Source organism: Williamsia sp. D3 (assembly GCF_000506245.1).
GTDB classification, from domain to species: domain Bacteria; phylum Actinomycetota; class Actinomycetes; order Mycobacteriales; family Mycobacteriaceae; genus Williamsia; species Williamsia muralis.
In genome coordinates, this window is record NZ_AYTE01000019.1 from 1 (window position 1) to 11,987 (window position 11,987).

Here is an 11,987-nt window from a genome sequence, read left to right on the forward strand (position 1 = left end):
CCGCCACCTGCGCCCATGGTGGCGGCCATGGTGCCTGCCGCTGCGGCGGTGCCGATGACCGCTGCGCCGGCGGCAGCTCCTGATGCGCCCGCGCCCATGGTGCCGATTGCGGGGGCGACCAACCGCATCAGGGAGGGCAACACGAACGCGCACAACGCCATCAGCACCATGCCCAGGACTACTTGCTGCTCGTTGTCTTTCTGCCCTGCGCCTTTGAACGCGATGAAGTACACCAATGCGCCCACCGGTTTGAAGAGTAGGAACGCGACGGACCAGCCGATGAGGCGTTGATAGGTTTGCGAGCCGGGTCCGGTCCCGGAGAACGATGCAGCGACCGGCAGTGCGGCGACGACCAGCATCAGCATCGCCTGGCGCACGACCAGAAACACCAGCTGTGCCAGGGCTCCGAGGAAGCCGAAGAACCCCAGGATGCCCAGTCCGGTTGTACCGAAGGCAGATCCGGTCAACAGGTTGAGTTTGAGGAAGTTCTTGATGATGTCGCCGTCGTTGTTGCCGGCATTGATGGCGTCGCTGACCAGCCAGGTGGAGAACGCGTCGGAGGCTTGCCCGCCGACGGTGATCATCAGCGGAATCACCGAGACTGCCAATCCGGCCCGGATCAATATTTTGAATCCGTCTTCGGCGTCGTCGGCCAAAGAGCGTTTGCGGTCGATGATCATCCGGAAGCCGAAGAACTTCAGCGAGAACGTCAGCCCGATCACCTGGATCTGCACCATGTGTTCGTGGATGTCTTGCATCAGGGTGTTGGTGTTGTCGAGTTCGGGGGTGGGGAGTTGGATCCACCACGACAATGCCCAGGTCAGGACTGTTTGGTAGGAGTCGAGCAGCGAGTTGACGATCTTCTCGAAGGTGCCGCCGACCGCTGAATCGACTGCGTCACCAGCTTTGTCGCCAGCGAAATCGGTGACCGCCTCGCAGGCTTCCCCGACGACCACACCGATCACCGCGCCGGCACCGTCGCACACCGGGTTGGCAGCGGCCGGGCCCGCTCCGCCAGTGACCATCGCGCCACCGGTCGCCAGGACTAGGGCCATGGCGACGGTGACGGCCATGCGGCGGACCCACCGCAGCACTGGGCCGCTGACTAGAGGTTCGATCACCGACTCAGGTGCCAGGGGTGGGGCCGCGGGCAGCGGCGCCGCCTCGAGGGTTGCCGTCACCACTGTGACCACCCGCTGAGGCTGACGATGGTGGAGCCGGTGTCGGCGCCGTCGTTGGGAACCACCCATTTCCAGGTGCCGTCGCGCCAGATGACGTCGAAGGCGTAGGTGGCGGCGATGACGCCGTCGCTGCGGTTCGGTGAGGCGGGGACCGCGATCTGGATGTGGGCGTAGTCGTTGTCGTAGTTGGACACCTTGACCGCGATAGGCACATCGAACATGCCTGCCGGTAGCTGAGGGCGCAGGCGCTCGATCTCTTCTCGACCATTGATCATTCGGTCCACGACCGGCTGAGACTGGGCAGTGACCACCGACCGCTCACGCACCACTGCTTGGGTTTGTTCGCCTGGACCCCATGCCGCCCGCTGAAAGATCTGCCAGATAGCCAGCACAGCGCCTTGCGGGGTGTGGGAGAACCCGGCTGGCACCCCGGAGCTGTCGATGCTGGTGGGTCCGTCTGAGGTGGAGAAACCCAGCGGGGCGCCGTTGACGCGTTGCCACATCAAGCCTTTCGGCGCTTCCAGCGGCGCATCGGGATCGGTGATGCTGCCTGACGGGGAAGGTTTGGCCGTTTGCGGGAGCACCTGTCCGAGCGGGTTGGTGGGCGTCTCGATCCGGCGGCCGTGTGAGTCGGTGGTGGGGATACCGAAGGCGTCCGCGGGTAGCTCGGTGGCCGGGGCAGGCTGGGCAGAGGGCTCGCCGGTGCCTTGGGGAAATACCGGGGGAGGGGCGCTGTTGTTGTCGTCGTTGCCCGACACCGCCACGTAGATGGCACCGAGGATGATGGCGCCGATCAGCAGCGACGACAGCAGCAACGTAGTGGTTTTGTAGCCGCCGCTGTGGCGCACCTCGCGTGCGCGTTGCAGCCGGGACCGGTCATCGGCGGGGTCGGGCATCGACATGGTCAGTCTCCTTTGATCCGTACTGCGCCGGCGGGAACAGCTGAAATCGTCTGCACCGCAGGGGCGGCGGCGTTGGCGTCGGGCAGTAGCAGCCCCCAGTCGCCGAATCCGGTCCACACCACCGTGGTGTGATTGACCGCGAGCGATTGATCGGGCAGTTGGGTGAACACATCGACACCCGCCTGCTCCGGGGTGAACGCGGTGACCTGCCAGCCCAGCACGAGCGGGGCTTGACCGGCCGGCACCAGGTCAGTGGTCGAGAGCTGAATACGACTGGCGATGAACGCATCTCGAGCCGGACCAGGAGCGAGCAACGTGCGCACAATTTGCGGCCACTGATCATCGGTCGCCACCGACATGCGAATGGTGGCGTTGATTGCCGCCAGCGCAGACCCGGCCGGGGATTGCTCGAACCCACGTGGTGCGAGCTGGTCGGGGGTGCGCGGTCCCTGGTCAGCCTGTGGGATGGACATGCCGTTGAACGAGGCCCAGGTCAGGTTTGTCGGCGGAGCGTCCAACCGCACCGGAGTGGGCTGGGGCGCGGTGTCCTCGCCGCTGTCGCCGCCACACCCCGATACCGCCAGCACGACGGCAACCAGCGCCGCAACCAGGACGGTCAGATGAGCGCCACCGCGGCGATGTCGCCGGCCACGACTGCGATCCAGACCCCGACGATGATCTTGGTGGCCCACTCGCCGCTGCCGATGTCGGCCATCGGCCGATCCTTCACCTTCTCCCAGGCGATGCTCGCCCCGAGGAAGATCAAGTGAATTGCCGCGAACAAGTTCAGCAGGGTCAGAAAGTATCCGCCGAGGGTGATGAACGGTTGGCTGACCTCCGGTGGAAGGTCTGCTGCCCACACGGTGGTGGTCAGATGCATTGCTACCTCTCATGATCAGACCCGTGCGGCTTACTGTGCGGCCGTGATGATGGTGCTGGCAGAGGAAATGACGGCGGTTCCAAGGATCGAGCCGACCGCGATTTTGACGCCCTTGCCGCCGCCGTGGTCAGTGATCTTGTCCCACGCGATGTAGCCGCCGCCGACGATGAGAGCGACACCGGTGGCCAAGTAGGCCGCGAACATGGCCCACCCACCGAAGGTGTTGAACTTGTCCGACAGGCCAGGAATCGGAATCGGGTCGAAGGCCACATTGGTGACGTGCACGTTGGCTGCTTGAACGGTGCTGCGGATACTCATTGACTTCTCTTTCTGTAGGGCCCAGGCGGGCAGGGGATGTGGCGGAAGATGACGACGAGGTCAGGGGGTGGCGGTCTGTTGGAGGGCGTCTCGGGCGTGGTCGCGGAGCTCGCGGCCGAGGGTGAGGATGTCGGGCGCGACGTGGGTGGCTGGGTCGAACTTCTTGGCGACCGGTTCGTCGGGTCCGGCGCTGGGCAGGTCGGTGAGGGGTCGTTCGATCAGGTAGGGGTGCCAGTCGATGCGCCAGATGTGGTCGAACAGGGTGACGATCAGTTCACGATGTCGCCGCAGCGAGGGAGCGGGCTTTTTCCCGGTGAGCGAGGACTGTTTTGGTTGTGCGGCAACGAGAACCAAACCCAGGAGCCGGGTGTGCCCGGGTGCGTGGCCGGTGTGGTACTGCCTGGCCGCCACCTCGGCGGCGGCCAGGCCACGCGCGGATTCGCGTGCGATGAGAACCACGAACGGGGCTTCGTCGGGGCGAGCGGGCCATCGTTGGCCGCTGTCGCCGACGTGGGCGAGCTGGGTGGCCAGGGTGGACACTCCCGCCCCGCCGTGGCATCCCACGGCCCAGATCAACGCGGGCGAACCAGGTTCGGTGCGCCAGTCGAGCATGTCTGCCTCATCGGGAGGCCGAATGGCCCCCGCGGTGAACGCCATCACGGGCTGTGGGCCGGTGATCGGTTGCTCGGACGGGGTGATCGGGGCCGTGCTCATCAGCTCATCGCCTCCTGGTTGGTCGCTGTGCTGGGGTGGATCGACTGGCAGTCCTCACGCGGCCGGTGCCGGCGAGACGGTCTGCGGGTAGCTGATGTGCAGGCCGTCCACGATCTGGGTGAGCCCGTCACCGATCTGTTTGGTGGCCCCGGCGATCGCGTCCTTGGCGGGTTGCTCGAGGGGGCCAAGCGCCTGGAGCGGCGCTTGTGCCTGCTCGGCGGTCCACCCACCGTTGATCGGTGGGATGCCGGCGATGTTGGCCGAGAAGGACACATCGCCGCCGGTGTCGACGGTGTAGTCGACAGCTGGCAAGCCCGCGTCGGCGGCTGCGGGTGCATCGAGGACCAGTTGGTACTGGTTGCCCTCAGGGTTGGGTAGCGGCGCCGGTGCTGGTGCGGGCTCGGGTGCCCACGGAGCGCCCGGGTTAGCGTTCGGATCGCCCGCACCCAATGCCCAGCCCAGCAGTCCACCGGCCAGGCCACCTGCCAATCCGCCGGCGACCGCGCCGAGACCGAAGCCCAGGGCGGCACCGCCCGCGGCGCCGATGCCGATACCGGGCAAGGTGTTGAAGGGGGTGGGCGGGACGACCGACCCGATGACGCCGCCGCCGACCGCACCGACGATCGAGAAGAGCACCGCTGTCGGAACGCCTAGGGCCAGTGCTCCAGTGAAGCCACCTAGACCTGCCCCTGCGGTTGCCGCAGCAGCACGACGCGCGGCTTCATCGCGGGGGAAGCCCTGCGACTCAAAGAACTGCGCGAGTCGCCATTCGATGTAGGCCATGTACTCGTTGGTGGAGATGGCTACTTCCGGGCTCACCCAGTCGGGGCGATCGATGACGTAGTTGCCCGCCCGGATTTCCGCTGCTGGGTCTTTGACCAGGATCGGTGCGAGAGGCGGCGCGGGCTGCGCGGGCGCTGCCGGCGGCGGGGTCGGCGCGGACTGGGGCAGCGGGGTGTACGCGGTGGCCGGGGGGCCCGAGGGTTCGGTGTAGATAACCGGGGCGGTTTCCCACTGCGGTGAGGGCACGATGCCAGGGCCGTAGTCGGGCACGGGCTCGGGTGCCGGTGCCGGTGCGGGTGCCACAGGTTGGTCGGTGATGCCGGGCTGTTCTGACGTTTGCGGGACGTCGGTCACTCCGGGCTGTTCGGGGTCGGCAAATGCCGGGCCTGCCAGGGCGCCTGCGCCGCCGATAGCGACTGCGGTCACCACCATCGCAGCCATCGCCCGGGCCCGAACCGGCATATGGGCGTCGCGCGGAAATGAGGGTGGTGTGCAGGGGGTCTCGGGCAGTGCGTGTCGTGGCGATTTCATGAGCGGTAGTGCCTTTCGTTGGTTGACGAGCAGTGGGTTAGCGGTGACTTGCGGGGTCGGAAACGGTTGGTGGGGGCCGGTTTTCGGCGCGGCGCTCGGCGATCAGGGCGTCGACTTTGTCAGCAGGAACGCCGAGGGCGCCAAAGAAGCGGGCGATGTCGGTGTCGGTGTACGCCGACACATCGACGGGTGAAGAGTGTTCGTGCACAGGTCGTTTCGTGGCAGCCACGGTGTGTTCCGTTCACTGATTGGTGTCTTTGGTGATGGCAGTGATGAGGGTGCGGCCCTCGACTTCGGCGGTCTGGAACAGTTGCCGAGACTTGACGGGCTCACCGGCGGCAGGGGGGAGCATGGTCAGTTCCACGCCCCATAAGCCGTCACCGCGGCTGGTGATCGCCAGGCAGTGGCGAGTTCCAGGCACCAGGCCTGAATCGATGCCGGTCTGGATTTGCTCGGCGGTCGGTACCCGGGCCAACGGTGCTGCGAACGCTCGCGCCTGAACCCCGGACCGTTGCACGAAGTAGGCATGCTCGAAGGCCTTGATCACCGCAGGTCCACTGCTGGTGCCGCCAGGATCTCGGCCAGTGATCACGCCGTTCTCTGACCGGTTGGGGCAGTCAGCGTCCTGTTCGGGCGTGGCCGGCGGTGCGATCACCGCAGAGGGGGCCGGTGGTTGCGCGATCGGGGTACCGCCGTCATCGCTGGCATCGCCGACGAAGGCAGCCACGGTGATGATCAGGCCCAGAACCACGACGACAGCGGCCAACACTGCCGCCCCCATCGCCACCGTGCGCCGACTTGGCCGACGGCGGGGAGAGTGGGAGGCCACATCCGGTGCGGCAGTGACCATGGGGCGTATCGCTGCTGGAGCTGTCAGCGGCGACGGCCGAGTCGGCTGTGGTCCGGTGGCGGTGATCGGGCTCATCGGTGCAGTGATCTGCGTGTCGTAGCCAGATTCGACGGGAGCGCGTGCCCCGTCGGGGTGAACCGGGTTATCGGCGAGTTCGGTGTGGGCCGGGGGTTCCGAGTCGAGCCAGCCATTGACCGTTGCGTTCTGGGCCCACACGGTGGTGTCGGAGGACCATCCGGACTGTGCAGAGTCTGACTCTGCCTCGACCGGTTGGTCGGCCGAGGTGGTCGTGTCGGGTGAGGGGGCGTTATGTTCGCCCAGCCAGTGGGCTACCTGGGGGTCGCTCGCCCAGCCCTGCTCGGTCTCACGGTCAGTCATCAGACACCTCCAATGGGCACGCTGTGGTGATCTCGGGACCGGTGGTGAAGTAATCGCCACCGCCGGGCACAAAGCCGCACACAGTGCGACTTGTGGCGGTCATTGGCTGCTCTCTTCTCCGGTCATGAACGGCGGAAGATCACCGCTCACCGTTGGATTCGCACTGACGCTCGGGGGCTCAGAGACGCCGCTGGCCGGAGCAGTGGTCGAGATAGTGGTCGTGGCGCTGCTGGAGGTGGTGGACAGTGCCGGCGATGACGACGGCGCGCTCGGGTAGCTGCTGAGTAGCTGACCGGAGGTCCGGGTGCTGGTGGTCGTCTCCTGGCCCGCAATGTCTTTGGCAGCGGCGGTGATCCAGTCCGCAACCAAGGTCGTGGGCGGTGCACCTGTCGGTGTGGCGGCGACGTCGCTGTAGGAGCTGTGCTGTTTGGCGGCGTCGCGATACTTCAGGAGTGAGCTGATCTCGAACAGGTCTTTGTTCGCGCCCAGTTCGGCTTTGAATGCATCAAAAGCGTTCGAGACCCAGCGTTTTTGGGTCGCCGGTGGCGCTAGAGCGACCGCGGCTTCGCCGAGTTTGGCGCCGAGGATCCCGACGACGGCCAGCGGGTTGGTGGCGCCGGCAACGGCGAGCGCACCGATTGTTTCGGGGGTCGCGACGGTCTGCACGACAGTCTTGACTGCGTTGAGCCCGATGGTGCCAACCTTGATGACCGCCGACAGTGCGTCTGAGATCGACGGCAGCGGTGTACGCGGGTCCGATGCTGTCGCCAGCCGCTGCGAGAGCGTCTGTGACGGCTCATAGGACAGCGACTCAAGGTTGTTCTCGGGAGCCTGAATGTCTTCGTTGATCAGCGGAACTGCCGTTTTGACGGTGGTCATCGCCAGTGCTTCGGCGATGGTCGACAACGAACCGAGCGGATCGCCGGGGTTGAGTTCGCTCTGGCCAGCGATGTTGGTGACCAGATGGGCCAGAGGCGCGTTCGCTGGTGCGTCGCAGGCCAGATCGCCATCGGTGCAGGAGGACAGGTAGCGGCCGGCAATGGCTTGGTAGGCGGTGTCATCAACATCTGCTTCAGGTGCGATGCCACCGCCCTGCGGGGTGCTCGGCACGGCCGCAATGACCTGTGACACGGCTTCACCAACGGTTCCCGGCACCGGGGACGGTGAAGACTGGCCAGGACGGCCTGGGAACAGCGGGGCACCTTCGGGTCGTCCGGGGTCGCCGAAGTTCGCGACCAAAGCGAGCTTGTCGGCGTCGATGGCCGTTTGACCATTGACGATGTCGTTGAGGACGACGCGCACCGCGTGTGCCCCCTGCGAGTAGCCGACAAGCCCGAATTTCGTTGCAGGGCAATCAGTTGCTCTGTCTTTGATCCAGTTCTTCGCGGTGGTGACCGCACCGTCGACCGACTCGGCATACGGCTTGGTTCCACCCGGAACTGCGCCGCCAAAACCGGCGTCGTAGGGCACGTACGCGCGGTCCATGTACTCGCCGGCCTCGCGCATGGCGGGGGTGAGCACGCGGGACAAGAAACCTGCGTCTTGCTCGGGGTCCGCGTCCGGGCTCGACTGTCCGGTGCCCTGAATGCCGTAGACCATCAAGCCTGGGCATGAGGATTCGGCCGATGCCACGCCTGTGCCCGAGACTAGCGCCGTAGCTGCGACGACAGCTGTGGCCACGGTTGCTGCGATTGCTCTCGGGTACGAGCGTGAATGTGTGCGTTGTGCCGCCAGGCGTTTCACTTGTCGGTCCTTTCGGCGTGGGATTGAGGTGTGAAGGGCAAGATGGCGGCCAGTCACAGGTTTGGGCGGGCGCCGGTGGCTGCTTTTCAACCGCGACCGGACCGCCTACGCTGGAATGGCTCACTTTGGTTGCAGAGACCTCGGCCGCGCCCTCGGCGTGATCGAGGAACTATTGCTGGGCAGTTCGACGGCCCCCGGTACGTATGCGTCAGACCACAATCTCCGCGTACGTCCGGGGGTCGTCTCTTCTCACTGGTTGCGGCTGTGAGAGGTCATTCGACGTGGCTTATGTCGGCATAGTTCAACGAGTGCGTGGCCGAGCATGCAGGTCGCCGCTCCGCCGTGAATAGCTGCGGGATCAACACAGCGAAAACCTGGCATTCTCCCGATGCAATTTGCAGTAGGCCTCGAGGTGATGTTGGGGTGGCTCGCCGGAGTTGACGGGCCGGAAGATTGATCGTTCGGCATGAAAGGCCGCTTCCTCGCTTTAAGCGCCGACGATCGCCTACCCTCCAGGGGTCAGCGACCATCGAGCCTGTGGATGGCGTTAGACGTTCCCGGTCCGAGCGCGCGCAGGACGCCAATCTCGAACGCGCTCGGACCGGTTTCAGTTATGTGGGTGAGTCGGGTGGACCCCCTTCAGATCAGTCGTATTCGTCGATGGCGGAAGGCGCTACCTATGTCGCGGGTGCGGGAGAACGGATCGCCAACGGGCAGAAACGATCCCGTCTGCGCCAAAGCTCTCGTGTGGTCCGGAATGTCCTGGTGGTCGTGCGCACCTAAACAGGCCGCCCGCTTGGGGGTTCATGCAGATCGCCTCGCATGCGTGAACCCACTGAGTTGCTGCCTCAGACAAGGTGATGTCCCTCGTGATTGGCCGCGCTCCTAATGTGCCGCGTGTCTCTGCCCCGCAGAACGAGACACGGGTTGTTGAGATCGGGTGCGCTCATAGGTCGGTTGCTCCTGGCGGGCGATGAGGAACGGCCGAAGGGCACGGGCCGTGTTTCGTCTCGCGCTACAAGCGGTGTCGAGATCGACAAACACCGAGGACTCCCGGAAAGGCACGCATCCGCACTGTAGAGCAACTTGCAGACAGTGCGCAACGGATTCATCTGGGATTCCTTCTGTTAGGTACTCGATGAACAATGCAACTATAACACGCAACTATAAAACGCGACGGTGACATTTCAACCTCTTTGCTGAGTCAGACTGAGGGGGTTCTGTTGGTCGACCCGGAAGCGAAACGAGATGCCGCGAAGTGGTGTTCGAGGATTTCGCGCGGACCGGTTACGGGACCTTCGAGTGCGTGCTGGCTTGAGTGCAGACGACCTCGCTGCGAAGGTGGGTTCGTCCAGACAAGCGGTCTCCACATGGGAGGTTGGTCGAAGTACTCCGCCCCCAGCAATGTTGGGGCGACTGGCGGCCGCACTGGAGACATCGGTGGCCGCGCTCGTCCCGTTGCCTCCCTCGCAGGTTCGCCTCGCGGATCTACGCGTGCTAGCGGCCTTGTCGCAGAACGAAGCGGCAAAACTTATCGCGATCTCGCCGACCCTGCTTGGTGAGATTGAGCGTGGCCAGAAACCGCCGACTGACGAGCGCATTCAGGCGATGGCGCAGGCGTACGGGGTGACCGATCGGTCGATTGAAGAAGCTTGGGGTCGTACGCAGCAGTACCGTCGAACACGCGCGCAAGGATTGTAGGTTTACGCGCAACTTAAAATCATAGTATCTTTCTCCGTGATCGGGTGAGCGTGTCCAGTTCTGTCCACCTACGTGTATGGACGTTCACCGAGTTTGTTGCGGTCCTTCGCGGAATCGCCTATGACCAGAGGGTCTGGCGATTGTGACTAGCGCAGCAGTGGTTTGCTCATCCAGGCAGACGGTTGTCGCATCGAGATCCAGTGGCATCCAGGAACCGTCTGTTGCCCTGAAACGGAGTCGCCCCCGTGATCGATGGAGGTCATGTTTGGAAAGCAATTCCCGAGCTTTTCGTCGATCGTCCGGGTGTACCCCAGGTTCGGGAGAACCTTCGGTGCGTTCCCACGCGAGGCCAGGAACTGGTGCCGAGCGGTACCAGCGAAGGAGGGTCAGGGTGCGCGGATCCACCAGCGCCCGATAGGTTCCCTCTGAAGTCAAGGCATCCAGGACGCGCTGTTCAAGGGTCTGTTTGAGAACAATTGATGCGGGCTCGAGGGGGCCGAGATCGTGCACGATTCCCCGGACGCTGGTTTCCGTTCGGCCGCTACGGTTCGCGTCAGCGTCAACAGCATCACTAACGATCCGCCACGAAATGTGTGCTGCGCGAAAGGTTCCATCGACCTTCTGGATGGTCCATATGGATTGGTGCTCGTTGCCTGGATCGGCTCGAACGATCTTGGCAAGAACTGTGCCTTCGTCGTCGTCCGTACGAACTCGACGGAACACCGAAGCCGGCGCCGTCGCCGCTTGACAGTCTCGCGGAGAACCAAGCAGTCTCGCCATGTCCTCGCTCCCCTGCACCGTCCTGTTGGTCAAGCTGTATGTCCAGGCGCCAGCCTGATCGTGGGGAGGCGGATCTTCGTCAGCAGGACCAATCCAGAGCCAGACTCCATGGATTCGTCTTGCGGGTGTGAGAATGGGCTCGGCAATAACTCGACGACTGCCATCGCCGATGAAGCGCTTCACCGGCCTGGGATCGGCAGTGAGGTCAGTTATTGCGCACCGGACAGCGTTCTTCGATGCACTGCTCCGGAGAAGTTGGTGGGCCGGTATAAACTTCTTTGCCGAGCGGCCAACCGCGACGATGGAAGGCGCGCTGTGTCCGAAAGTCTCTGCGAGAAGCCAGTTAGTGGACAAGGCTGACCTCTATGTTCAGGCCAGCGGTGTGAGTGGGCCCATCGGTGTAACGCCCCCAGATGGGGGGTTGAATTAGCAGCATGGAACTTTCGATGCAGCCGACTGTCGCATATGTTCCGGCTTGTCGATCCAAGTTGTACCGGTCGTATGAACCATGACGCCGCCACCGCTGGATGAACACCCGTCTCGCTGGCTCAACTGTTTGTTAAGCGCTGATTCTCACAAAACCTGTGAGGTACCTCGCTGTATCTCATAGGCGCGGGACGGGGCACCGCGGTCACGTGTGGTGCGGGTGCCCCGTAAGTGCCCACTTGTATCGTTCGGTGCTCGCGCGATTGTGATGGCAACGCCGCCAGGTGAATCCTGCGCTAAATCCAATTAGCGCAGCACTGCATTCCATCGGAAGTAGTACCCAACCCCGCCACGGAGACGCTGATGTCGCCGTAAGGCGTCGCGCACCCTGGTTACGCACATTCCCGTCCGGGCCGTCCTGCTAGCCCCGTGGTCGAATCCGATTCGACGCACGGGGCTTTTTCATGTCCAAACATCGGCTAGACACCGGTACCCGTTCGCTGGTGTTGAGCCCAGTCATGGCCGCCAGGTTGACGGCGCTCATTGAAATTCCCCAGTAACGCTCACTGAAATTCCCCACCCGTGTGGCACCGCCAACGAGGGCGGGTCTCCCTCGATGCTGATGGTCTCTGACCACTCATCAGCTACTCGAAGGAGACCCGCTTTCTCATGCTTACATGGGAGGACGATATGGAAGTACACGCCCTGCACAAACGAGGGTTGACGATCTCGGCGATCGCCCGCCACACCGGCCGAGACCGCAAAACGGTCCGCGCCTATCTCAACGGCACCCGCTCGCC

11 protein-coding genes and 3 pseudogenes are annotated in these 11,987 nt (G+C 64.2%); 3 read left to right on the forward strand and 11 right to left on the reverse strand.

The window, feature by feature from the left end:
- The 10 genes and pseudogenes from W823_RS43175 to W823_RS43210 form a co-directional block, all read right to left on the reverse strand.
- Positions 1–1,193, reverse strand: a pseudogene (locus tag W823_RS43175) (hypothetical protein); the annotation flags it as partial.
- Positions 1,178–2,083 carry a hypothetical protein gene (locus W823_RS56590; RefSeq protein ID WP_023958308.1) on the reverse strand — a complete coding sequence of 302 codons (906 nt, stop codon included), beginning with the start codon at positions 2,081–2,083 and terminating at the stop codon, positions 1,178–1,180. The pseudogene W823_RS43175 and the gene W823_RS56590, both read right to left, overlap by 16 nt.
- Before the next feature lie 2 nt (positions 2,084–2,085).
- The gene (locus W823_RS43185) at positions 2,086–2,670 is read right to left on the reverse strand and encodes a hypothetical protein (RefSeq protein ID WP_051406516.1); all 585 of its coding nucleotides are present in this window, start codon (positions 2,668–2,670) and stop codon (positions 2,086–2,088) included.
- A 29-nt stretch (positions 2,671–2,699) separates the two neighbouring features.
- Positions 2,700–2,963 carry a hypothetical protein gene (locus W823_RS43190; RefSeq protein WP_023958312.1) on the reverse strand — a complete coding sequence of 88 codons (264 nt, stop codon included), beginning with the start codon at positions 2,961–2,963 and terminating at the stop codon, positions 2,700–2,702.
- Positions 2,964–2,993: 30 nt separating this feature from the next.
- Entirely contained in the window at positions 2,994–3,281 is a 288-nt protein-coding gene (locus W823_RS0129180) for a hypothetical protein (RefSeq protein ID WP_031332337.1), read from the reverse strand.
- A 60-nt stretch (positions 3,282–3,341) separates the two neighbouring features.
- Complete coding sequence (locus tag W823_RS56595) at positions 3,342–3,995, reverse strand: DUF6668 family protein (RefSeq protein WP_023958314.1); 654 nt, start codon at positions 3,993–3,995, stop codon at positions 3,342–3,344.
- Positions 3,996–4,049: 54 nt separating this feature from the next.
- Complete coding sequence (locus W823_RS43200) at positions 4,050–5,309, reverse strand: hypothetical protein (protein ID WP_152538062.1); 1,260 nt, start codon at positions 5,307–5,309, stop codon at positions 4,050–4,052.
- 37 nt (positions 5,310–5,346) lie between these two features.
- The gene (locus tag W823_RS43205; protein WP_023958318.1) at positions 5,347–5,538 is read right to left on the reverse strand and encodes a hypothetical protein; all 192 of its coding nucleotides are present in this window, start codon (positions 5,536–5,538) and stop codon (positions 5,347–5,349) included.
- 12 nt (positions 5,539–5,550) lie between these two features.
- Positions 5,551–6,537: a hypothetical protein gene (locus W823_RS56600; RefSeq protein ID WP_023958320.1), complete on the reverse strand. Its 987-nt coding sequence runs from the start codon at positions 6,535–6,537 to the stop codon at positions 5,551–5,553.
- Positions 6,538–6,636: 99 nt separating this feature from the next.
- A complete protein-coding gene (locus W823_RS43210) occupies positions 6,637–8,136 on the reverse strand; it encodes a cutinase family protein (protein ID WP_023958324.1) in 1,500 nt (499 codons plus the stop codon).
- A 1,392-nt stretch (positions 8,137–9,528) separates the two neighbouring features.
- Between W823_RS43210 and W823_RS58815 the strand changes: the two are divergent.
- Positions 9,529–9,717 (forward strand): annotated as a pseudogene (locus W823_RS58815) (helix-turn-helix transcriptional regulator); the annotation flags it as partial.
- Positions 9,718–9,720: 3 nt separating this feature from the next.
- Positions 9,721–9,981, forward strand: coding sequence for a helix-turn-helix transcriptional regulator (locus W823_RS58820; RefSeq protein ID WP_235189531.1), 261 nt, complete (start codon positions 9,721–9,723; stop codon positions 9,979–9,981).
- Between the two features lie 84 nt (positions 9,982–10,065).
- Here W823_RS58820 and W823_RS59620 read toward each other — a convergent pair whose 3' ends face one another.
- Entirely contained in the window at positions 10,066–11,115 is a 1,050-nt protein-coding gene (locus tag W823_RS59620; RefSeq protein WP_161634007.1) for a GAF domain-containing protein, read from the reverse strand.
- Positions 11,116–11,856: 741 nt separating this feature from the next.
- On the opposite strand from W823_RS59620, the pseudogene W823_RS57760 reads away from it, so the two are divergent.
- Positions 11,857–11,987, forward strand: a pseudogene (locus W823_RS57760) (helix-turn-helix domain-containing protein); the annotation flags it as partial.